This window comes from Bradyrhizobium sp. S69 (assembly GCF_009766005.1).
Taxonomy (GTDB): Bacteria; Pseudomonadota; Alphaproteobacteria; order Rhizobiales; family Xanthobacteraceae; genus Bradyrhizobium.
The window spans coordinates 88,244-112,544 of sequence record NZ_LMUK01000024.1 but is presented as its reverse complement, the minus strand read 5'-3'; the positions used below and the strand labels follow the sequence as shown (position 1 = coordinate 112,544).

The following is a 24,301-nucleotide window of genomic DNA, read 5'->3' as shown; positions in this document are numbered from 1 at the left end:
CGCGGAGGTCACGGGAGGCGCTGGGAACAAGCGAATTCGCCGCGGCGCTCTACGTTGCGCTGAAATCGCGGAGAAAAACGATGCGCATTTGGGCAATTGCCTCGATAGCGCGCAACTGACGTCGCCGACGCGCGATGCAGCCATCTGCCCAACATTTGTGCGGCGCACAAGAGTTGGGCGAATCGCAAATTTAGGATGCGGTGCCAGCGAGATCGCCGGCCCGAGCGCTTCGTGCAACTGTTTGTAAAATTTAAGCTTTCCGAAATCAGGCGATTTGGCATGAAGCTTGAATAGCTGTCACTGACGCCATCGACGCCGTCTTTCGCGATCCATCATCAGAATTTTGACATCGCCGAACTGGGGCTTCCCCAGCGCGCGCGGCCGTGGCCGCGCGCCCGAACCCTCATGTCTTGAGACCGGCGGCACGCAACATAAGGAAATCTCTCAATGCGCGAGCAGAATCCCACCTGGATTTCAGAATGGAAGCCCGAGGATGAGACGTTCTGGAATTCGACCGGCAAGTTCGTTGCCCGGCGCAATCTGATCTGGTCGATCGTCGCAGAGAATATCGGATTTTCGGTCTGGCTGATCTGGAGCATCGTCGCCACCAAATTGCCGGCGGCCGGCTTCCACTTCACCACCGATCAGTTGTTTCAGCTTGTGGCGATCCCGGGCCTGATCGGCGCGCTGATGCGGTTTCCCTATACGTTTGCGGTGACCACGTTCGGCGGCCGCAACTGGACCATCTTCAGTGCCTCCGTGCTGCTGATCCCGACCTTGGGGCTCGCTTATTTCGTCGGCCATCCGGAGACGCCGTTCTGGCTGCTGCTGCTGGTGGCCTCCACCGCCGGTCTCGGCGGCGGCAATTTCGCCTCCAGCATGGCCAACATCTCGTTCTTCTATCCCGACCGCATGAAGGGCTGGGCGCTCGGCCTCAACGCCGCCGGCGGCAATATCGGTGTCTCTACCGTGCAGTTGCTGACGCCGATCCTGATGGGCGTTTCTCTCATCAATCTCTACCAGGCGCAGCCGGTTTCGGGGGTCTATCTGCAGAACGCCGGGCTGATGTGGCTAGTGCCGCTATGCATCGCGGTATTTGGCGCCGTGTTCTTCATGAACAACCTGACCTCGGCAAAATCCTCGTTCAGGGATCAGCTCGCCATCGTCAGGCGCAAGCACACCTGGATCATGGCGTTCCTCTATATCGGAACCTTCGGCTCCTTCATCGGCTACTCGGCGGCGTTTCCGCTGCTGATCAAGACGCAATTCCCGACGGTCACCATCGGCATCGCGTTCCTCGGACCGCTGCTGGGCTCGCTGTCGCGTCCGCTCGGCGGCCTGCTCGCCGACAAGGTCGGCGGCGCCATCGTGACATTCTGGAATTTCATCGCGATGGCGGCGGCGACGATCGGCGTTCTCTACTTCGTGGGCGTCAAGGATTTTACCGGCTTCCTCGCGATGTTCCTGATCCTGTTCGTCACCACCGGGGTCGGCAACGGCTCGACCTACCGGATGATCCCGTCGATCTTCCGCGAGGAGAATTTGCGCAAGGCGCGCGGCACCGGCGAAGCCGGCCGGGCGCTGGCGATGAAGACCGCGAGCATCGAGAGCGGGGCCGCGGTCGGCTTCATCGGCGCGATCGGCGCCTGCGGCGGCTATCTGATCCCGAGCGGTTTTGGTCAATCGATCGCAGCGACCGGTGGTCCGCAGCTCGCGCTGGAAATCTATCTGGCGTTCTACGCGACCTGCCTCGCGGTCACCTGGTGGTGCTATCTGCGCAAGAGCCCTGCTGCGGAAGCCAGCGCCTCGAGCCTCGCCGGCGCGCGCATATGAGAGGCGGTGAAACAATCACCGACGTCATCCTGAGGAGCGCGCCCTTGCGCGCGTCTCGAAGGATGGCCAAACGCGCTGCGCTGAACACCATCCTTCGAGGCTCGCCGAAGGCGGCGAGCACCTACGGGTGAACGCAATTGCGTTCATCCCGGGGATGACGGCCGAGGCCTCGCCCCGCTTGTGGGGCGAGGCAACAACAAGGGAGCGGACAACATGACGTCGGATCAAGTCGCACTGGTGCAGCAGAGCTTTGCCAAGGTCGCGCCGATCTCGGAGCAGGCGGCGGTGTTGTTCTACGGCCGGTTGTTCGAGGTCGCCCCCTCGGTGCGGGCGATGTTTCCCGATGACATGACCGAGCAGCGCAAGAAATTGATGGCGACGCTGGCCGTGGTCGTCAATGGATTGACCAATCTGGAAGCCGTGCTGCCGGCCGCGAGCGCGCTGGCCAAACGTCACGTCAGCTATGGCGCCAAGCCGGAGCATTATCCCGTGGTTGGCGGCGCGTTGCTGTGGACGCTGGAAAAAGGTCTCGGCGAGGGCTGGACGCCGGAAGTCGCAAGCGCCTGGACCGCCGCTTACGGGACCTTGTCCGGCTACATGATTTCCGAGGCCTACGGCAGCGCGCAGGCGGCCGAATAAGGATCACGTGTATGAGCGAACCGCTGGTCATCGTCGGCAACGGAATGGCGGCAGCGCGTCTGGTCGACGAACTGGCCAAGGTCGCGCTCGGCCGTTACGCCATCGCGGTGATCGGCGAGGAGCCGCGGCTGGCCTATAACCGCGTCCTGCTGTCGTCGGTGCTGGCAGGCGAAACCCAATCGCACGACATCGAGTTGAAGCCCGCGACATGGTGGCGCGACCGCGGCGTCACCCTGAAATATGGCTGCCGCGCCACCGAGATCGATGTCGGCCGCCGCGAACTCAAGATCGCCAATGACGAGAGCATTACGTTTTCCAGGCTGGTGCTGGCGACCGGTTCGACCGCGCTGCGGCTCAATCTGCCCGGCGCCGATCTCGCCGGGGTGCACACCTTCCGCGACACCCGGGATGTCGATCTGCTGTTGACGCTTTCGGCCCAGAAGAAGCGCGTCGTCGTGGTCGGCGGCGGGCTGTTGGGGCTGGAAGCGGCCTACGGCCTCGCCAAGGCCGGTGCAACGGTGACGCTGATTCACCTGATGGACCGCCTGATGGAGCGCCAGCTCGATGCGCCGGCCGCCGAACTCTTAAAATCGCTTGTCGAGCGCAAGGGCATCCGGATTTTGCTCAACGCCAACACCGCGCGGATCGAAGGCGAGACGCGCGTCGAGGGCGTCGAACTGACCGACGGGCGCAAGCTCGAAGCCGATGCGGTGATCTTCGCCGCCGGCATCCGGCCCAATGTCACGTTGGCCAGGGAAGCCGGCATTCCCGTCAACCGCGGCGTGGTGGTCGACGATCATTTGCAGACCGGGGCATCGGATATCTTCGCGCTCGGCGAATGCGCCGAGCATCGCGGCACTTGTTATGGCCTGGTCGAACCGGCCTATGAGCAGGCCCGCGTGCTGGCGCGGCATCTGGCCGGCGCGCCGGCGGCCTATAACGGCAGCGTGGTCTCGACCAATCTCAAGGTCTCCGGCGTCGGGGTATTTTCGGCCGGCGATTTTATCGGCGCGGAAGGCAGCGAGAGCATCGTGCTGAGCGATTTCCGGCACGGCAGCTACAAGAAGCTCGTGATTGCCGACGGACGGTTGACCGGTGCGGTTCTGGTCGGCGAGACGGGCGACGCGCTCTGGTATCTCCAGATGATCCGCGACCGCGAACCGATCGCCGCGATCCGCAGCGAGATGATGTTCGGCCGCGCGCTCGCGCTCCCTCCGAAGGCGGCTTGACCGGATGATGAGATCGCCCGCATGACCGTCATCGAACCCAATTTGCGCACCACGCGCACCACCTGTCCGTATTGCGGCGTCGGCTGCGGCGTGCTGGCGACGCCCGATGGTACAGGCGGGGCCGCGATCGCGGGCGATCCCGAACATCCCGCCAATTTCGGCCGGCTGTGCTCCAAGGGCTCGGCGCTTGGCGAAACAGTCGGCCTCGACGACCGCTTGCTGCATCCACTGATCCGTTGCGACAATGGCAGCATGGAACAGGTGGCCTGGAGCGACGCGCTCGACCATGTCGCCAATCGCTTTCGCCACATCGTGGCGCGCGACGGCCCCGGTGCGGTCGCGCTCTATCTGTCGGGGCAATTGCTCACCGAGGACTATTACGTCGCCAATAAGCTGATGAAGGGTTTTGTCGGCAGCGCCAATGTCGATACCAATTCGCGGCTCTGCATGTCGTCGTCGGTCGCCGGCCACAAGCGCGCCTTTGGCGCCGACACCGTGCCCGGCTGCTACGAGGATCTCGACGAGGCGGATTTGCTGGTGCTGACCGGCTCCAACGCGGCGTGGTGCCATCCGGTGCTGTTCCAGCGCATGCTCGCCAACAAGCAGAAGCGCGGCGCCCGCATCATCGTGATCGACCCGCGCCGCACCGATACCGCGGGCGATGCCGATCTGTTTTTGGGGCTGAAGCCCGGCACCGACACCGCTTTGTTCAGCGGGCTCTTGGTGCATCTGGTGGATACCGGCGCGCTCGACCGCGACTATATCGAGCAGCACACCGCAGGCTTCGAGGCGGCGGTGGCGCGCGCGCGCAGCATGGCCGGCAGCACCGCGGCGACCGCGCTGGCGACGGGCCTTGCCGAGCGCGACGTCGCCGCGTTCTTCCAGATGTTTGCCGATACGCCGCGCGTGGTCACGCTGTATTCGCAAGGCGTCAACCAGTCGGCGCAGGGCACCGACAAGGTCAATGCCATTCTCAATTGCCATCTGGCGACGGGCCGGATCGGCAAACTTGGCGCCTCGCCGTTTTCGTTGACCGGGCAGCCCAACGCGATGGGCGGCCGCGAAGTCGGCGGGCTTTCCAACCAGCTTGCCGCGCATATGGGGTTCACGCCGCCGGATATCGATCGCGTGCGCCGGTTCTGGAAGGCGCCGCGGATCGCAACCCATGAGGGGTTGAAGGCGGTCCAGATGTTCGAGGCGATCGCGCGCGGCGAGATCAAGGCGCTGTGGGTGATGGGCACCAACCCGGTGGTGTCGCTGCCGGATGCGGACGTGGTGCGCGCCGCGATGGCGAAGCTCGAACTGTTTGTTGTTTCCGAAAACGTGCGCTCCAACGACACCGTCAATGCCGGCGCGCATGTGCTGCTGCCGGCGCTGGCCTGGGGCGAAAAGTCCGGCACGGTGACCAATTCGGAGCGGCGCATCTCGCGCCAGCGTTCGTTCCTGCCCGCGCCTGGCGAAGCCCGACCGGATTGGTGGATCGTCAGCGAGGTCGCCAAACGATTGGGTTTTGCCGCGGCGTTCGACTACAAATCGGCGGCGGATGTGTTCCGCGAGCACGCCAGCCTGTCGGGCTTTGAGAACAACGGCAGCCGCGATTTCGATATCGGCGGTTTGAGTGCGATGTCGGACGAAGGCTTCGCCGAGATGGGGCCGATGCAATGGCCGATGCGCTACGGCGAACTGGAGCCGCAGGCTCGCTTCTTCGCCAACGGCCGGTTTTACGCCAACGACCAGAAAGCGCGTTTCATCGCGCCCGAAATTCCGACGCTGCGGACCGAGACCACCGCGGCGCGCCCGCTGCGGCTCAATACCGGGCGCATCCGCGATCAGTGGCACACCATGACCCGCACCGGCGCCAGCCCACGATTGGGCCAGCATCTGCCGGAGCCGTTCGTCGAGATTCATCCTGACGATGCCAACAAGTTCGGCGTGTTCGACGACGGCTTTGCGCGCCTCGTCACCGATTATGGACAATGCATCCTCAAAGTCGTGGTCAGCGCGCGGCAGCAGCGTGGCATGCTGTTCGCGCCGATCCACTGGAGCGCCGAAAACAGTTCGGGCGCCCGGGTCGGCGCGCTGGTGGCGCCGTTCACCGATCCGTTCTCCGGGCAGCCCGAGAACAAGGCGACGCCGGTTTCGATCACGCCGTATGAATATGTCATCCGTGGCTTTGCGCTGTCGCGTGGCAAACTCGATCTGCCCGGCCATGCCTGGTGGGCGCGGGTCGCGGTCGGCGGCGGTTACGGCTATCTGCTCGCCGACAACGCTGATCTTGCGGGGTGGCAATCCTGGCTGAAGTCGGTCGCCGGCGAGGATCTCGCCGAATACCGGGATTTCGGCGGCGGGGTTTATCGGGCGGCATCGTTTGCCGGCGAGCGCATCGAGACCTGCCTGTTCGTCGGTCCCGCGCGCGATGCCGGCGACTGGAACGTGGTCAAGGGCCTGTTCGCGGCGGATGCGCTGACGCCCGACCAGTGCCGGATGCTGCTGTCGGGCAAATCGATGGATGGCCTGGCCGATGCTGGCCCCATCGTCTGCGCCTGTTTCGGCGTCGGCCGCGGCACGATCTGCGACGCGATTGCCGCTGGTGCGAATTCGGCCGCCGCGATCGGCGCGCAGCTGAAGGCTGGCACCAATTGCGGGTCTTGCATTCCGGAACTGAAGCGCCTGATCGCGCAAGCCGGCGCCGACAAGCCGCAATTGGCGATCGCGGCGAGTTGATCGCACCCTGCATGTGATCCAGACTGACGCCGCGTGGATGGCGCATCAACCGTTGCGGTGAGACCGCTCGGCGCGCTAGTCTCGTCTGCCAATAAGAACACCAGGGAGGAACCATGGGTCGGAAGATAGCCATCATCGGTGCGGGCGCGGTCGGCGGCTATGCCGGCGCCCACATGGTGCAGGCGGGCGAGGACGTCACGTTCATCGATCCCTGGCCTGAGCATGTCGAGCACATGAAACAGCACGGCCTGCGCGTTACCCACGCAATGAATGTCCCGGAATTCTCGGTTACGGTTCGCGCGCTGCATGTCACCGACGCCCAGCAGCTTTCCAAGGAAAAGCCGGTCGACATCGCCTTTGTCTGCATGAAGTCCTACGACACCGCGTGGGCCACCATGTTGATCCAGCAATATCTGGCGCCGAATGGCTACGTGGTGTCGCTGCAAAACTGCATGAACGAAGAGACCATCGCCGGCATCGTCGGCTGGGGCAAGACGCTGGGCTGCATCGCGAGCAGCATCACCGTCAATTTGCCCGCGCCCGGCCACATCCACCGCGGCGCCGGCAAGGGCGGCGCGGCGCACACGGTGTTTCGCGCCGGTGAAGTGCATGGCCGCATCACGCCACGGGCCGAAGAGATCGGCCGGCTGGTCGGTTATGCCGATAGCGCCAAGGTCACCGCCAATCTATGGGGCGAGCGCTGGTCGAAACTGGTTGCCAACGCGATGGGCAACGGACTTTCCGCCTGCACCGGGCTGACCGGCGGGCAGATGCTGGAGAGCGAACCGATCCGCCGCTTCTCGGCCCGGCTCGGCAGCGAAGCGATCCGCGTCGGGCAGGCGCTCGGCTATCAACTGGAGGAGATCTTGCACCTGCCGCCCGAGACCATCGCGCGGGCGGGCGAGGGCGATGAGGCCGCGATGCAGGCCTGCGACGAGCAGCGCTTCAAGGACGGCAAGAAAACCTCCTCGGCGCAGCGCCCCTCGATGGGTCAGGATATGGAGAAGGGCCGGCGCACCGAGATCGACTTCCTCAACGGTTTTGTCGCGCGCGAAGGCGACAAGGCCGGCATCGCGTGCAAAGCCAACGCCGCGCTGACCGATATCGTCAAGCGCGTCGAACGCGGTGAGCTCAAGCCGAATCCGCGGCACATCACCGAGCTGCGGCTGAATTGAGTTGCGTTGCGTGAGGTGCGCCAAACGTAGCCGGGACACACCGGAACCGTCATCCTGAGGAGCGCGCTCTTGCGCGCGTCTCGAAGGATGTTGTTCAGCGCTGTGCCCGCGGCCATCCTTCGAGGCTCGCAAGAGCTCGCACCTCAGGATGACGTTGAGATAGTTTCGATGACGTAGAGATAATTTCACAGGCTCCTTCGCCGGGACGACGTTTAGTCAATCGCACCGCTCGCAATAGCGAACGTTGCTATTTCAAACCACAGACAAAGCCACCCAATGATGTACCTCGACACTCCGCCGATCCTGATCAAGACCGAAATCTTCTCGAGCATGCCCGACGAATTCAGGCGCAAGGGCGTCGCCTCTGAGTGGGCCGACGCCAACCGGCCGGGCGTTGCGACCGACAGCTTTATCGAAGGCCCGTCATTCGACGCCGACGGCAACCTCTATGTCGTCGACATTCCGTTCGGACGCGTCTTCAAGATCACACCCGATGCCAGATGGTCGCTCGCGGTCGAGTATGAGGGCTGGCCGAACGGCCTGAAAATCGGTTCTGACGGGCGCATTCTGGTCGCCGATTACATGCATGGCCTGATGGAGCTCGATGCCAAGGCCGGTCGCATGACGCCGATCCTGACCTCGCGCAATTCGGAATCGTTTCGCGGCTGCAATGACCTGCATATCGCCAAGAACGGCGACATCTACTTTACCGACCAGGGACAGACCGGCCTGCACGATCCGACCGGGCGGGTCTATCGGCTCTCGACATCGGGCCGGCTCGACTGCCTGATCGATACCGGCATCAGTCCCAACGGGCTGGTGCTCGATCCCTCGGAGCGGGTGTTGTTTGTCGCGATGACGCGCGACAATGCGGTGTGGCGGATGCCGATCATGAAAGATGGCGGCGTTTCCAAGGTCGGCCGCTTCTGCACCATGTTCGGCCCCAGCGGTCCCGACGGCATGACGATGGACAAGGACGGGCGTCTCTATGTGGCGCACGCCTCGCTCGGGCATGTGTTGGTGTTCGCGCCTAACGGCGAATTGATCGCGCGCATCAAATCCTGCGCCGGCGCTACCTGCACAAATGTCGCAATCGGCGGCAACAACCGTGATCGTCTTTACATCACGGAATCGGCGACCGGCAGCATCCTGGTCGCCGACATCGGCGTTCTCGATTCGTCATCGCGGGGAGCAACGTAAGCGATCAGCCGGGCGGTTGGGGCCGCCATGGGAATTGGCCGCCTCCAGAGGATTGGCGTGACAGACCCTAGCATCTGCGTTTATGAGAACTATATCTGGCTCGGCTCGGCACCTATTTTTCCATATTCCATATTCCAAATCGTACTTTTTGTCGTTTTACACCAGCGACAACTCGGACTCGCGACGTAACGGCAGAGATTACTCGATCGTTCGACGATAGTGGATGGAATGGAAGCCTGCGATGTATACCGCCGTCGTGATCGTAGCCTCTGCCGTCGTCGTCGTTTATTTCATCGCCAGAGTTGTACTGGCATGGCTGTTTCCAAAGGACGCGTCGTAGAATAGCGAGGCATTCGGCCATGGTATCGGCGGCGGTTTCGCCGGCTCGCCATGACGAAATGAGGCCTGTACGATGTGCGTTTTCGAAAAGTGTGTGAGGCAATCATGAACCAGCGACCCTTCGGCAGCGGTGGTGCAAACGTGTCCGTGATCGGGCAGGGCACCTGGTATATCGATCGCGGAGATCGCAAGCCCGCAGTCGCAGCCCTTCGCCGCGGCATCGATCTCGGCATGAGCCATATCGACACCGCCGAGATGTATGGCGACGCTGAACTCGTCATCGCCGAGGCGATCGCCGGGCGGCGCGACGATCTGTTTCTGGTCTCCAAGGTGTTGCCGAGCAACGCCTCGCGGCGCGGCACCATCACGGCTTGCGAGCGTTCGCTGGCGCGGCTTAAGACCGACCGGCTCGATTGCTATTTGCTGCATTGGCGCGGCTCCTATCCGCTGGCGGAGACCGTCGAGGCATTCGAGGAACTGGTTCGCGCCGGAAAGATCCGAAGCTGGGGTGTCAGCAACTTCGATAGCGACGATCTCGACGAACTGCTCGAGGTCGCCGGCGAAGGCCGGATCGCCTGCAATCAGGTGCTCTATCATTTGCAGGAGCGCGCCATCGAACATTCGGTGATCCCGTGGTGCAAGGCGCATGGCGTTGCGGTGGTCGCCTATTCGCCGTTCGGCCACGATGATTTCCCGTCGCCGCAAAGCAAGCCGGGGCAGCTCTTGCAGAAAATCGCCGACGCCCATGGCGCCTCGCCCCGTCAGGTCGCGCTCGGCTTTCTGACGCGCGAGGTTTCGGTGTTCGCGATTCCAAAGGCCTCCTCGGCCGAGCACGCCGCCGACAACGCCGCGGCCGGCAAGTTGACGCTGAGCAAGGACGAACTGGCCGCGCTCGACCAGGCGTTTCCACGCGGCCCCAAGCCGCGCGGCTTGCCGATGCTGTGAGTTAAAGTCCGTCAGTGCGAGCCAACGAGGCGCGCATTCGCGCGACCCGTTGGCTCGCAATGACGTGTCGGCTGCACACGCTTCTTAACAAAATGTTTCAGCGGCTCGCGCAGCGACAAGGCGCCGCGCGCAATCGCGCATATCGGCTGCCTGATTTCGGTCCTTGTCGATCGAGCGGCTTTGTCGTTTCTTGGCCACTCACCCGATTCGTTCATTCATTTCCTTGCGCCCGGGCTTAAGCCGTTGACCCCGCCACCTGCCGCAGCCGCCAGGCTGGACCATGTTGTCTTGCCATCGCCTGAGAAGAAATCCGTCGTGCCTGTTGCACCCGCGCGCGCCGATCGGCCGTTCCGCGGCATCGCGCTGATCCTCGCTTCGACGGTGTTTCTCGGCACCTCGGACGTGACGTCGAAATATCTGTCGGCGACGTTGCCGTCGATCGAGATCGCCTGGATCAGGTTTCTGGTGTTCGCGGTGGTGATGGTTCCGGCGATGGTGCCGGGCTCGCCGCTGTTCGCCTTGCACACCAGCCGTCTCGGCCTGCAAGCCATGCGCGGCGCGGCATTGCTGGGGTCATCGCTGTTGTTCATCTCCGGCTTGCGGTTTCTCCCGATCGCGGAGGCCTCCGCAACGAGTTTCGTCTCGCCGCTGTTCGTCACGGCGTTGTCGATCTTTTTTCTCCGCGAGAGCGTCGGCCTGCGCCGATGGGCCGCGACCGCGGTCGGACTGATCGGCGTGCTGATCATCCTGCGGCCGGGCTCCGGCGCGTTTAATCCGGCCGCGGCGTTTCCGTTGGTGTCGGCGTTCTGCTGGGCAATGACCCTGATCATGACGCGGATGCTGAGCGGCCGGGAACGCGTCATCACCACCATGACCTATTCGGCGATATCGGGCTTTTTGATCCTGTCCGCGCTGGTGCCCTCGGTCTGGGTGACGCCGACTTGGCACGATATCCTGTTTGGCATTCTGATCGGCGTAACGTCGACCGCGGGGCAGTGGATCGTGGTGCTGGCGTTTCGTTATGCCAATGCATCGGTGCTGGCGCCGTTTTCCTATACCCAGTTGTTGTGGGTCAGCAGCCTCGGCTTCATCGTTTTCAGCGAGGTGCCTGACGTCTGGACCGTGACCGGGGCGGCGTTCGTCGTCGCCAGCGGGCTTTACACCGCGCACCGGGAACGTGTGCGGCGGTCGCAATTATTGGCGATAGCGGCCGAGCCGTCGCCCAATGCGTGACGAGGCTGTAGTTTTCTGGCTTGTCCTTCGTGGGTTGTAGCTTTTCAGCCGTATCTTTTTAGTCACATTCGCCACAAATCGGGGCCGTATCCCGCGTCAAAACAGCCATTTAGGCCCGGAATCGGGTCTCCGCCGTGGCCCACCCGTGACTCCGCCCCCGCGATTTGCGAAAGTTCCCGGGAGCGGAACGCCAACTCTCGAAGATGGAGTGGCGGCTGCGGCAGGGGGCGGGACGTGGGTTTTCAATCGCGATTGGCAGAGCAGGGCTATGGACGGCTACGCCGAAGCGTGGCCGCGTTCCTGCTGTGCGCGGCCGCGATGCTTGCTGGCCTTTTGCCACCGTATCCGGCGTGCGCCCAAAGCTACACCTGGGTCGGCGCTTCGACGGACTACAACGCTGCAGCCAACTGGTCCAATCCGCCCGCAGGCGCGCCACCAGTCGGGTTCGGCCAATCGGCGATTTTCAGCAACAGCGGGTTGGCGTCGGTCAATGTCACGGCCGGCCCGATTTTGCCCGATTCCTGGACCTTCAACGCCAACGCGCAGTCCTATTTGATCGGTGGCGCCGACCTCCAATTCGGTCTGGCGGGAGCCAGCAGCGGCATCTTCAACAACGCCAATACCGGCGTGACGATTTCGATCTCCAATGACATCATTGAAGTCGTCGCAGGCGCCGCACAGGTCCAGCAGCTCGGCAACAGCACGCTGGTTCTGTCAGGTATCAACAGCGACTATTCGGGTGGGACCCTGATCTCGGCCGGGACCGTGCGGGCGATCAATACCAACTCCGTCGGGTCGGGCGCCGTGACGCTCAATGGCGGTACGTTTCAAGCCCCGGGCCTGATCATCAACAATGACTTCAATATCAACACGCCGGGTGGCACGGTCGACGACCAAGGCACCGTGCTGGCGCTTGCCGGCAACATCTCCAACGGCAATGGCGGCACCGGTGTGCTGCAACTGATCGATTCGACCAACACCTTCGGCAGCGAGGTGGTTCTGTCCGGCACCAACAACACCTATACCGGCGGCACCTACGTGTTGAACACCACGGTGCAGGTGAACAACAACAGTTCGGTCGGAACAGGCACGGTGACGCTCGACAACGCCGAGTTTCTGGCCGAGGGCTCCCTCAACCTGACCTTCACCAACAATTTCAAGATCAATAACTCGATAAACGGAAGCGCAATCGACGCCTTCGGCACGACGCTGACGATTGCGGGCAACATCAGCGACGGCAACGGCCCCGGCAAGCTGACCGTGCTGGATTCGATCGGCGGCGGCGCATTGGTGCTGCTCGGCAACAACACCTATACCGGCGGCACCTTCATCTGTAGCTGCGGCACGCTGCAACTCGGCGATGCCACGCATACGGCGTCGATCGTCGGCGCGGTTGATAATGAGGGCGTGCTCAATATCGTCAATGCCAACACCAGCGGCATCATCTCCATCCTCAACGATGGCGGCCTCACCAAATTTCGCAACACGACCTCGGCGAGCCAGATCCAGATCACCAACCAGTTCGGCGGCGAGACCGATTTCTTTGGTCATTCCACCGCGGCAAACGCGACCATCATGAACACTCTGGGCGGCTTGACGACGTTCGGCAATTTCGCGACCGCCGGCAATGCCAGCATTACCAACGACTCCAGCGGCGAGACCGACTTCAAAGGCAATTCCACGGCCGCGAATGCGACCATCTCGAACACGAATGGCGGCAACACCACGTTTCTCAATGCCAGCACCGCCGGCAACGCCAATATCTCAAACCAATCTGCCACCACGGTGTTCGGCAGGTTCGGCGGTAACGACACCAGCACGGCCGGGCAAGCCACCATCACCAATGATAATGGTGTGACGATATTCCTGGCGAAGACCAATGCCGGCACCGCCACCATCACCAATATTAATGGTGGTGGCGTGATATTCGAAGCTCACGCATCCGCGGCGTCGGCGACCATCACCAACAGTTCCGGTAGCGAAACCGTTTTCAATGCTTTTACCACCGCCGCCAACGCGACCATCATCACCAACAACGATGGCGCGACTTTTTTCTTCGACAACTCCACCGGCGGCACCGCGCAGTTCATCACCAATGGCACCGGCATTGTCGATTTCTCCGGCAGCAGCGGTCCGAACGGCGATGGCCGCATTACGGCGGGTTCGATCGCGGGCTCCGGCACCTATGATATCGGCGTCGGCAATACGCTGGTGGTCGGCGGTAACAATCTCTCCACCACGGTGAGCGGCATCATCGCGGATAGTTGCGGGTGTTCGCCCGGCTCCGGTTCGCTGGAGAAAGTCGGCGCCGGCACGCTGATCCTGTCGGGCGCCAACACCTACACCGGCACCACGGCCGTGAATGGCGGCGTGCTGCAGGTCGACGGCTCGATCGCTTCGTCGAGCCAGGTCACGGTCAACGCCGGTGGCACGCTGGCGGGCGCGGGTACCGTCAGCAACACCACGATCGCGAGCGGCGGTATCTTCGCGCCCGGCGATGCCACGCCCGGCGGCTTCATTAATGTGGCCGGCAATCTCGCGTTTCAATCGGGCGCGCTGTATTTCGTCCAGCTCAATTCCACGACGTCGTCGTTTGCCAATGTCACCGGCACCGCGGCGCTGAACGGCCAGGTCGCCGCCTCGTTCGCGCCCGGCAGCTTCGTGATGAAACAATATATGATCCTGAGCGCCGCCGGTGGCGTCAGCGGCGGCTTTGCCGGGGTTGCCACCGCGCCGGGCGGCCTGGTCGGCAGCCTCAGCTATGATCCGACCCATGCCTATCTCAATTTCGCGCTCAACTTCGCGGCAAAATATGCGCTCAACGTCAATCAGCAGAACGTCGCCACCACGCTCGGCAATTTCTTCAATGCCAATGGCGGCATTCCGCTCAGCTTCGCTTCGCTGACGCCGGCCGGATTGACCCAGGCTTCCGGTGAACTCGCGACCGGATCGCAGCAGGCGACCTTCGATGCGATGAGCCAGTTCCTGGCGCTGTTGACCGATCCGTTCACTGCCGGACGCAACAGCGCAGGTGGCGGCGCCGGCGCCACGCCATTCGCCGAGGAGGGCGACGCCAGCGCCTATGCCGCGAGCAAATCCAGCACGGCGCGCGATGCCTTCGCCAAAATCCCGACCAAGGCCGATGTCGCGCGCAACGATCTGTTCGATACGCGCTGGAACGTGTGGGGTGCGGCCTATGGCGGCGGCAGCGACACCAGCGGCAATGCGGCGCTGGGCTCCAACTCCGCCAACGCGCGCGCGTTCGGTTTCGTGGCCGGCGCGGATTATCAGATCTCGCCGTCGACGCTTGCGGGTTTTGCGCTGGCCGGTGGCGGCACCAGTTTCGGCGTCAGCAGCTTCGGCTCTGGGCGTTCCGATTTGTTCCAGGCCGGCGCCTTCGTGCGCCACACGGTCGGCCCGGCCTATATCACCGCGGCGGCGGCCTATGGCTGGCAGGACGTGACCACCAACCGCACCGTCAGCATCGCCGGCATCGACCAGTTGCGCGCCGAGTTCAACGCCAATGCCTATTCGGGGCGGCTCGAAGGCGGCTACCGGTTCGCGACGCCGTGGATGGGCGTGACGCCCTACGCGGCCGGGCAGTTCACCACCTACAGCCTGCCGGCCTATGCCGAACAGGCGATCTCCGGCGCCAACACCTTTGCGCTGAACTACGCGGCCAAGGATGTCACGGCATCGCGCTCCGAACTCGGCGTTCGCACCGACAGGTCGTTTGCGGTGCCGAACGGGATCCTGACGCTGCGCGGCCGTTTCGCCTGGGCGCATGATTTCGACACCGATCGCGATGTCACCGCGTTGTTCCAGACGCTGCCCGGCACGTCGTTTGTCGTCAACGGCGCGGCGCAGGCGCACGATTCCGCCCTGACCACGGCGTCGGCGGAAATGAAGTGGCGCAACGGCATCTCGCTCGCCGGAACGTTCGAGGGCCAGTTCTCCGACGTCACCAATTCCTACGCCGGCAAGGGCGTCGTTCGCTATTCCTGGTAGTCCTGCGATTGATCGCCGGAACCGCCGCGTTCCCGGCATCGCAGTTTATGTTCTCCGGTTTATGTGCGAGAAAACGTGCAAGACCAATAACGTGAATCCGGAGGACGGCCATGCGCGCTGCGATTTTCAGGAACGGCGAGATCGTCGTCGGCACATTGCCGGAGCCGAAGCCGGCCGCCGGGCAGGTGCTGGTCAAGACCTTGGCCTGCGGCATCTGCGGCTCGGACCTGCACGCGCGCAAGCACGCCCACCGCATGGTCGAACTGTCCAGGCATTTCCCCGGCCGGATACCGATGGACCTTGCCCGCGACGTGGTGTTCGGCCACGAATTCTGCTGCGAGGTGCTGGATTACGGGCCGGGCACGCCGCGCAAGTTTAAGGCCGGAACCCGCGTCTGTTCGCTGCCGGCGCTGCTGACACCGGGCGGCATTCAGGGCATCGGCTATTCCAACGACAATGTCGGCGGCTATGCCGAACAGATGCTGCTGAGCGAGCCGCTGCTGCTGGAGGTGCCCAACGGCCTGGCGGCCGAACACGCCGCGCTGACCGAACCGCTCGCAGTCGGCATTCACGCGGTTGCCAAGGCCAACATCCGTGGCGATGAGGTGCCGCTGGTGATCGGCTGCGGCCCGGTCGGGCTCGCGGTGATCGCGGGATTGAAGATCAGGGGATTGCACCCGATCGTCGCGGCGGATTACTCGCCGGCGCGCCGCGCGCTTGCCGCAAAACTCGGCGCCGATATCGTGGTCGATCCCGCGCAGTCGCAGCCCTACGCGACCTGGGCCGAACATGCCGCGATGTCGGCGGAACAAAAGGCCGCGCGGCCGCCGCTGCAGGCGATGCTGCCGGCGTTGAAACCGGCGCTGATCTTCGAATGCGTCGGCATTCCCGGCCTGCTGCAACAGGTGTTCGAGGGCGCCCCACGCGACGCCCGCATCGTGGTGGTCGGAGTCTGCATGGAAACCGACCGTTCCGAACCGATGCTCGGCATCATGAAGGAACTCAACGTTCAATATGTGCTGGGCTACACGCCGGACGAATTTGCCTATTCGCTGCGGCTGATCGCGGAAGGACAAGTCGATGCCGCCTCGCTGGTGACCGCCAGCGTCGGCATCGACGGCGTCGCCCAGGCGTTTTCAGATTTGGCCAATCCGGAACGGCACACCAAGATCATCATCGAGCCTTGGCGGTAAGGGAGCCTTGGCGGTAGCGGAGCCTTGGCGATAGGGGAGCCCTTGGCGTTGAGGGAACCTCGGCGGTAAAAGAACAACTGGCGATCAAGCCAACGAAAGTAAGCAGCCATGATCACGCTGACGACACGAGAACTCCTGCCGGAAGACGGCACCAAGGGCACGCTGGTGGGGCGGGTCTGGCTTCCGCAGGCCGCGGGTCCAGCCGTGGCCGTGATCCGCGACGATGGCGTGTTCGACGTCACGGCGCGGTTTCCGACGGTCAGCGCGCTGTGCGAGGAGGGTAATCCCGCCGCCGCCCTGCGCGACGTCAAGGGCGAGCGGATCGGCGATCTCGACGGCATTCTCGCCAACACGCCGCCCGACCGTCGCGATCGAAAGAAACCGTGGTTGCTGGCGCCGCTCGATCTTCAGGTGCTGAAGGCCGCGGGCGTCACCTTCGCGATCTCGATGCTGGAGCGCGTGATCGAGGAGCGGGCGCGCGGCAATCCGGCTTCCGCCGACGCTATCCGCAAGGAAGTGGTCAAACTCGTCGGCGACGATTTCTCCAAATTAAAACCCGGCTCCGCGGAAGCGATGCGGCTGAAGCAGGTGCTGATCGAACAGAACGCCTGGAGCCAATATCTGGAAGTCGGCATCGGACCGGATGCGGAAGTCTTTACCAAGGCGCCGGTGTTGTCGTCGGTCGGGTCAGGCATGGATGCCGGACTGCATCCGAAATCGACCTGGAACAATCCGGAGCCGGAAGTCGTGCTGGTGGTGTCGAGCGGCGGCAAGATCGTCGGCGCGACGCTCGGCAACGACGTCAATCTGCGCGACTTCGAGGGCCGCTCGGCATTGTTGCTGTCCAAGGCCAAGGACAACAACGCTTCTTGCGCGATCGGTCCGCTATTGCGGCTGTTCGACACGACGTTCTCGCTCGACGACGTGCGCCGGATGAATATCGACCTGACCGTGAGGGGACCGGATGGCTTTGTGCTCGAAGGCCATTCCTCGATCAGCAAGATCAGCCGCGACCCGACCGATCTGGTGGCGCAGACCATCGGGCCGGAGCATCAATATCCCGACGGATTCGCGCTGTTCCTCGGCACTATGTTCGCCCCCGTGAAGGATCGCGACACGCCGGGCGAAGGTTTTACCCACAAGCGCGATGACATCGTCACCATCGCGGCGCCGCAGCTCGGCAGGCTGGTCAACCGCATGCGGACCAGTGGCGAATGCGAACCATGGACGTTCGGTGTTTCGGCGTTGATGAAGAGCCTGGCACATCGGAAGGTGCTGTGATTTCGTAGGGTGGGTAGAGCGAAGCGAAACCCACCATTCTCGCAAGAAAGACGGTGGGTTTTGCTTCGCTCTACCCACCCTACAAACAACTCAGACATCAACCACAACCCTGCCGGCGGCGGTGCCGTCCTTCAGCGCCTGATACGCCTCCAGGATCGTCTCGAGCGTGAAATGCCTGGGGTCGATCCGTGTCGCGATCCTGCCGGCCTCGATCATCTGGCTCGCTTCGCGCAGGATGTCGCCGTGATGGGCGCGGCCGTTACCGGTCAGCATCGGCAATAACGTAAAGACGCCGGAATAGGTCGCGGCGCGAAACGACAGCGGCGCCAGTGCGTGCGTACCCCAGCCGAGCGCGCTGACGACGTGGCCGAACCGCGCCACCGCCTGGAACGAGGCATCCAGCGTTGCACCGCCCACGGTGTCATAGATCAGATCGAAGCCACGGCCCGCGGTGTGTTGGGCGACGTAGTCGGCCACTGGCGTCGTTTTGTAGTCGATGAAGGTCGCGCCGAGCTGTTCGATGTAGGCTTTATCGCCGGCAGAGCCGGTCGCGAAAACGTGGGCGCCATAAGCACGCGCGATCTGGATCGCGATGTGGCCGACGCCGCCGGCGCCGCCGTGAACCAGGACGCGCTGCCCGGATCGGACCTGCGCGCGATCGACCAGCCCTTCCCACGCCGTAATAAGATTCAGCGGCAGGCTCGCGGCCTCGCGCATGGTGAGGTTGGCCGGCTTCGGCGCCAGCAGCTCGGCATCGACGGCGGCATATTGCGCCAGCGATCCCTGCAGGCCGCCGACCCCGCCGGTCATGCCATAGACCTCATCGCCGCGCCGGAACCCGCTCACGCCCGTGCCGATCGCTTCGACCACGCCGGCCATGTTGATGCCGAGGATGCCCGGCAGCGGATGTTTGGCGTGGCCGGCCTGACCGGCATAAATCTTGGTGTCGAGCGGGTTGACGCCGCTGGCCTTGATCCGGACCAGGACCTGTCCGTCCTCAGGCCTCGGCCGTGCCACCGGTCCGACCCGAAAGGCGGTGTTGGGCGCATCCAGAACCGCTGCCTGCATGGTGTCTGATGTGGTCATCGTGGTCGTCCTTTTGGTTTCTGCCCCTCCAATTAGGCTGGTGTAGTTTGTTTTGAAATCGACAAGAGTGTACAAAATCCATTCAAAATTGAATGGATGACGATTTCGATGGAATGGAGCGATTTGCGGATATTCCTCGCGGTGGCGCGCGAAGGCACCCTGGGGGCGGCCGCGCGCAAGCTCGGGCAGAGCCAGCCGACCATGGGCCGGCGGTTGCGCGCGCTCGAACAGGCGGTAGGCCAGACGCTGTTCCAGCGCACCGATGGCGGCTTCGTGCTGACCGATGAGGGATCGGCGGTGCTGTCGCATGCCGAGCGGATCGAGGAGGAGGTGCTGGCCGTCCAGCGCCAGTTGGCCAGCCACGACCAGCATCTCGACGGCACGCTTCGCATTGCCTCATCCGACTGGTTCGGCATCCACATGCTGACGCCGGTGTTTGCCGAATTCGCCAGGCTGCAACCGCGCGTCGTGGTCGAATTGCTCACCGATGCCAGGCTCTACAGCCTGCCGCGGCGTGAGGCCGATCTCGCCTTCCGGATCACGCCGTTCCGCGAGCCGGAAGTGATCTCGCGAAGACTGATGCACATCGAATACGGCGTCTATCTCAAGTCGGGCCTCAAATCGCCGCGCCTTGGCGATGGTGCGGGCACGCCACTGATCACGATGGACACCGCGTTCGGTGGCATCCCCGACAGCGTCTGGCTGCAACGGGTATTGCCCAAGGCGCATGTCGCGTCCCGCAGCAATAATCGCGACGTGCAGGCGCAAATGTGCGCGCTCGGGGCCGGCGTCGCGGTGTTGCCGCGGCCGCTCGGCGATGGTCTCGCCGGCGTCAAGCGCATCGACCTCGGCGAACCCCCGCCAGGCCGCAACACCTATGTCGGCTATCACCGCGACCTGAAACGCCTGGCGCGATTGCGCGCGCTGCTCGATCTCGTGATCGAGCGATTGGCGAATTGAGCGGGGGCGGGTGATCTACATGGGCTAAGTGCTCGTTCGCGGCTGAAGCGTGCTCGACGTCGATACGCTGGTTCGAACGATCGATTACACGTAGAGGTAGACGGTTCGAGTTTCCTGTGCCAGTCTCCCAAATTATTTTTTGCTTTATTTATTGCGAGTTCACCGTGTCGGACAGCCGGGCCATCGAAGCGCGACCGTCGGTATCTCCTTTGAGGGCCGTCCTTATAGGGACAGGTTGCGTTTTTGCTTGCGTGGCATTGGTCGCGTCCGAAAGCTTTGTGCTGGACCTGTTCGGTCTCGCGTTTTCTCCAGGTTTCTTCGCACTGTCGTTAGTCCTGCACCTTGCCCTGGTGGTGCCGATCGTCCTCCGCTCTGGTTGGTACGACCGACGCTGGATTGCCTTGGGTGCTGCGGTTGGATTGTGCCTTGTCGCCGGCGCATGCCTACTGCTGCCGGCCGTTTTGCTGCCTATCCTTGAATCAAGCGTTGTATTCAAGCTGCCGCGAGAGACCAAAGTGGTCCTGGGTGCTCCGCCGCAGCGACCGGCGCTGCCGGATGTCGTAACGAAGCCTTCCACTCCATTGTCGCCCGGGCCACCTCAACCTGGCCCGACCGTTTCTGCACCGCCATCCCACGGCCTTCCGTTGCCCGAAAGCAAGGCTGGCGCGAACATCAGTCGGCTGCCAGACTTGTCGATACAGCCGCCGGTCGCTCCGACCTCGGGTAGGTTCGCACAAGGGCGGCTCGCGTTGCCGTCCTCCTCTTCGAATAGCAATGTGGTTATCGCTGCGCCGTCTGTGAGGGTGCCATCGATCCACCTCGGAGCAGGGCCGGTTATCGGCAAGCTGGCAACGCCCGGTACATTAGGCGGTTTGTTCACTGATTCTGGTGAGCTTGCAACCATCGCGCCTTCTGGCGAGCTTGTAATCGTCGCGCCACGGATACCGAAGAGTTCAAATCCCTTCGAATTCCCGATTGATATCGCGCTGCCGGGATCGCCGGTCGGACCGGGTGATTTGTCGGGACCAAAGCCCGTCGGTCCCAATTTTCCTCTACCTCAAGTACCCACTGCGACAGCAGAGACAATACAGCCGCTCAACACGTCGGCCTACTGGAATAGCTGGTTTGTCGGCGGTACCGGACCGGCCTCGAACAACTTGATTGCAAACAGCACCTATACCCTCACGCTGGATGTCGCCGCGTTCGATTATGCGGCGCTTCGCGCCAAGCCGGAGTCTTCGGGAGCAAAGGTCGACAGGGCATTCGAGGCCACGATCAACGACCTCAGCACGCCCGAGATAATCCTGAACATCAAGCCGATGGTACCGGAAGGGTCGGGATTGCGATTGGCGGATGGCAAGGATTCCTATTTGATGAAGGTCGATCTTCGGAAATTGCGCCAACCGAATACGGAAGCGGCAAAGCAATATCACGATGGCTCCATCATCATCGATGAGCTTTCGAAGCAGGGCAACGCGGGCAGCATCCAGGTCACAGTCACGGCGGAGTCGAAAGGCTGTGCGACGATCGCGTTCGCAATCTTCAAGGGACTTGTCCCACTCGATCACCTGGTGCAGCGTGTGTCGATAGGTGAGACCAGTACGTCGGCGCCCGTATGTGACAGCGCCGATCCGAAGCAAGCTAATGCGCTATCGGGCGGGTTAGACTCGTTGCGCGAAGTATCGCTCGGAATGGAAGGTTCTGGCGCATCTACCACCGCGTCTGCAGCGCTTCATATCTTTGATTTTTATTCGTACAGCATGGCCGTCTTTGTCGACGGCCGGCCGGGAAAGAACCAATCTGTTTACGGGTGGCAGACTGCGTCGAGCGTCGTGGAGTTCCTGACGACCGATTACTTCCAGAACGAGATTTTGCAGGCTCGCAAGGATTCGGCCGACAAGAAGCCCGGAAGCTATGTGCGTGTGGCTCAGGAACTTTCAAAGGTTCTTTTTGCGACGAAGCCAGGGAATTCAACGGAGGCGGACGCCAAAAACGCGCTGGCGGCGTTCAAGGCTATCGTGCGGGAAGCCCAAGGCTCGCCCGTTGTCGTCGTGCGTGTCGCCTCGGACATCGCCGGCGGCCAGAACCGCAGCATATATGTTCCGCTCGGAATTCTCGGTGCGAAGGGCGACGGCGCGGTACTTGATCGGCCGATCATCGTTGTCCAGCCGATGGCGCTGGAGCGTTATCCATCCCGGGACAAGTGTATCGGCGATTGGATGTTCGCAGTTCCGGATGGACTCGAAAACGTGTCCGACACGATCATGCCGCCTGGTTTCTTTCCAGCCAAACTTCCGGGAGCGCGAATTTTGGACATAAAAAAGTTGCGGGAGTACCTCGCGGCCGCGGCCGATCCGCCTGTTCCGTTGGTGAGCACATCGCCCCCTGCGGTCGGTTTGGTTGTGCTGGCCCATCAGGACGAAGGCGTCATGTGGTTTGGGCAATCGACCGACCACATCATGCCGCAGGACATCGCGAAGAATTTCCCTCCGGGAAGCGTGGGGATTTTTGCCGCTTGTTCTGCTGCATCCGCGAAGGGCAGGAATGCAGCCTTACTGCAGAGGCTGAACGAGCAAGGAATCGATACATTGATCGCTTCACCGTTCACGATCGACGCCGGCTATGGCGTGGTCTTTGCCAGCTCATTCGCCGAGGTCGTTGCGGAAACGTCGCCAAACAAGCCACCCCCCACCATCCTTCAAGTGTTCGACAGGGCGATCGCGCGAACGGCGCAGAAGTTCAAGGACAAGACCGATGGAGAATATGGCGAGCTTGGCCTCGAATATGTTCTGCTCGGCAATCCCGCCATCAAATTGTGTGCTCCGCAACCCTAGCTTTGCAGGTGCCATATGAGTTTTTCCCGCATCGCAACTTTCATCGTCGTTATGATCCTGGCCGGTCCGATGGCAGTGCGGGCCGATGATGGAAGTCCATCGCCGATGGTGGCGCAGGTTCCCTATCAGTCGCCCGCGACTTCGGCGCGATATAGCGTGTTCATCAGCGACTTGCATTTTGGCGTCGGCAAGGAACCGGCAGGCGGTTGGGATCCAACCGAAGATTTCCGCTGGCCAAAGGCGCTTGAGGGATTTCTGAACAAGATTGCGCAGGACGGCGGGCAGCGTGTGGACTTGGTGATCGTCGGCGACTTTCTTGAACTCTGGCAGCCACCGGCCGAGATCAAATGCGATGGGGTTAGCGCCGATCTTGGGTGCAGTATCGACGAAATGGCTGCGCTGGTCGGGAAAGTGGTGTCCGAGCACGCCGAGGACATAGGCATATTGCGTGCATTTGCGGAACGCGGCGAAAATCGGCTCCACATCATCGTCGGCAACCACGATTCGACTCTGCGGTACGGCGCGGTATGGAAGCCTTTGGGTACGGCACTGAACGCCGACAGTGGCCGCATCAACCTCGTGACGGATGGTGTGTGGGTTTCAAGCGACGGCCGGATTGTGGCCGAGCACGGAAACCAGATCGGCCAGGATGTGAACAAGTATGCAACGTGGCCGACAATTTCGCGCCATGTCGATGGCAAGGACTACATTGTCCGCCCATGGGGAGAGTTGTTCGTCCAGCGATTGTTCAATAGCCAGGAGAAGACATATTCGATCATCGACAATCTTAGCCCGGAGACCGCGGGCGCACGGTATCGTGCTGCAGATCGCGGACTCTGGGGATCAGCCTCCGACGTCGCCAGATTGCTGACCTTCAATTTGCTGGAGACGTCGTTGCGACAGAAGTCAGTCATGCTTGGTAAGCCGCCCGCCGGCAAGGTCGACTGGGACCTGGCGATGGGACGCGAGAAGGGTGCAATGCTCTTCTTGTACGCGCTGCCAAAGGACGATCCTCTCAGGTTGCAGTTGGAGAAGGACGACCCGGATGCTCAGGCGATCAAATCGGAATTGACCAAACTGGCAAACGACAAACAAAACCTCCCGGATGCGGAAGTACAGCAGCTTTGCGATATGATCGCCGTATACGAGAAAGATCATATTTGCTGGAATCTCCAGCTCGGAAGCATCGCCGAGCATTTTCTCTCTTCCAAGAGCAAGGTGATGGCAAAGCATCTCGCCGATCGTCAGGCGACCTACAAATCGATGCGGGTTTTCATTTATGGCCACACCCATCAGTTTGAAGAGCCATGGCGTGTCGATCTCGAAGGAACGCCTGTCACTGTGACGGTTGCCAATACCGGTGCATTCCAGCGATTGATTGATGAGCCGGGCTTCCTGAAGCGCCTTGATGGCCGTACGCCACAAGAAGCTTTACGGACCATGAGCCTGGACGAATTGCCGCCATGCTACACGGCCGTGACCGTGCCTGCGGTAGCGATTGGACAGATTCCGGTTCCCAAGACGCAAGCCTGGTACATGCCGGAGGATGGCACGGGCGTTCTCACGGCACCCGATGATCCGCGATGCCGTTAACAGGGCCGGCGCCAGGAACTCTGCGGGAA

Annotated in this window: 15 protein-coding genes; 14 read left to right on the top strand and 1 reads right to left on the bottom strand. The window is 62.5% G+C overall.

Annotated features, from left to right (window positions below):
• Nucleotides 1–447: 447 nt before the first annotated feature.
• From GSQ88_RS08280 to GSQ88_RS08230, 11 genes are all read left to right on the top strand, one after another.
• Nucleotides 448–1,833 (top strand): MFS transporter, encoded by a 1,386-nt coding sequence (locus GSQ88_RS08280; protein WP_159006976.1) that lies wholly within the window; start codon nt 448–450, stop codon nt 1,831–1,833.
• Nucleotides 1,834–2,046: 213 nt separating this feature from the next.
• On the top strand, nt 2,047–2,472 hold the full coding sequence (locus GSQ88_RS08275) for a globin family protein (RefSeq protein WP_159006974.1): 426 nt from the start codon (nt 2,047–2,049) through the stop codon (nt 2,470–2,472).
• Nucleotides 2,473–2,483: 11 nt separating this feature from the next.
• A complete protein-coding gene (locus GSQ88_RS08270) occupies nt 2,484–3,701 on the top strand; it encodes an NAD(P)/FAD-dependent oxidoreductase (RefSeq protein ID WP_159006972.1) in 1,218 nt (405 codons plus the stop codon).
• Between the two features lie 21 nt (nt 3,702–3,722).
• Nucleotides 3,723–6,425 (top strand): nitrate reductase, encoded by a 2,703-nt coding sequence (locus GSQ88_RS08265; protein WP_159006970.1) that lies wholly within the window; start codon nt 3,723–3,725, stop codon nt 6,423–6,425.
• A gap of 113 nt (nt 6,426–6,538) precedes the next feature.
• Nucleotides 6,539–7,600: a ketopantoate reductase family protein gene (locus GSQ88_RS08260; RefSeq protein WP_159006968.1), complete on the top strand. Its 1,062-nt coding sequence runs from the start codon at nt 6,539–6,541 to the stop codon at nt 7,598–7,600.
• A gap of 276 nt (nt 7,601–7,876) precedes the next feature.
• A complete protein-coding gene (locus GSQ88_RS08255) occupies nt 7,877–8,800 on the top strand; it encodes an SMP-30/gluconolactonase/LRE family protein (protein ID WP_174247954.1) in 924 nt (307 codons plus the stop codon).
• Between the two features lie 444 nt (nt 8,801–9,244).
• The gene (locus GSQ88_RS08250) at nt 9,245–10,084 is read left to right on the top strand and encodes an aldo/keto reductase (protein ID WP_159006966.1); all 840 of its coding nucleotides are present in this window, start codon (nt 9,245–9,247) and stop codon (nt 10,082–10,084) included.
• Nucleotides 10,085–10,372: 288 nt separating this feature from the next.
• On the top strand, nt 10,373–11,317 hold the full coding sequence (locus GSQ88_RS08245; protein WP_246735129.1) for a DMT family transporter: 945 nt from the start codon (nt 10,373–10,375) through the stop codon (nt 11,315–11,317).
• 318 nt (nt 11,318–11,635) lie between these two features.
• Nucleotides 11,636–15,325 (top strand): autotransporter domain-containing protein, encoded by a 3,690-nt coding sequence (locus tag GSQ88_RS08240; protein WP_159007338.1) that lies wholly within the window; start codon nt 11,636–11,638, stop codon nt 15,323–15,325.
• 110 nt (nt 15,326–15,435) lie between these two features.
• Nucleotides 15,436–16,518, top strand: a complete 1,083-nt coding sequence (locus tag GSQ88_RS08235; protein ID WP_159006962.1) for a zinc-binding dehydrogenase — start codon at nt 15,436–15,438, stop codon at nt 16,516–16,518.
• Nucleotides 16,519–16,626: 108 nt separating this feature from the next.
• Nucleotides 16,627–17,799, top strand: a complete 1,173-nt coding sequence (locus GSQ88_RS08230) for a fumarylacetoacetate hydrolase family protein (protein ID WP_159006961.1) — start codon at nt 16,627–16,629, stop codon at nt 17,797–17,799.
• A 90-nt stretch (nt 17,800–17,889) separates the two neighbouring features.
• Here the strand turns inward: GSQ88_RS08230 and GSQ88_RS08225 are convergent, their stop codons facing one another.
• Nucleotides 17,890–18,885 carry a zinc-dependent alcohol dehydrogenase family protein gene (locus tag GSQ88_RS08225; RefSeq protein WP_159006959.1) on the bottom strand — a complete coding sequence of 332 codons (996 nt, stop codon included), beginning with the start codon at nt 18,883–18,885 and terminating at the stop codon, nt 17,890–17,892.
• A gap of 108 nt (nt 18,886–18,993) precedes the next feature.
• Here GSQ88_RS08225 and GSQ88_RS08220 point away from each other — a divergent pair, with 108 nt between their 5' ends.
• The 3 genes from GSQ88_RS08220 to GSQ88_RS08210 all read left to right on the top strand — a co-directional run bounded on the left by GSQ88_RS08220 (nt 18,994) and on the right by GSQ88_RS08210 (nt 24,272).
• Nucleotides 18,994–19,845, top strand: a complete 852-nt coding sequence (locus GSQ88_RS08220) for a LysR family transcriptional regulator (RefSeq protein WP_159007336.1) — start codon at nt 18,994–18,996, stop codon at nt 19,843–19,845.
• A 116-nt stretch (nt 19,846–19,961) separates the two neighbouring features.
• Nucleotides 19,962–22,679 carry a hypothetical protein gene (locus GSQ88_RS08215; RefSeq protein ID WP_159006957.1) on the top strand — a complete coding sequence of 906 codons (2,718 nt, stop codon included), beginning with the start codon at nt 19,962–19,964 and terminating at the stop codon, nt 22,677–22,679.
• A gap of 15 nt (nt 22,680–22,694) precedes the next feature.
• Nucleotides 22,695–24,272, top strand: a complete 1,578-nt coding sequence (locus GSQ88_RS08210) for a metallophosphoesterase (protein WP_159006955.1) — start codon at nt 22,695–22,697, stop codon at nt 24,270–24,272.
• Nucleotides 24,273–24,301 lie beyond the last annotated feature (29 nt).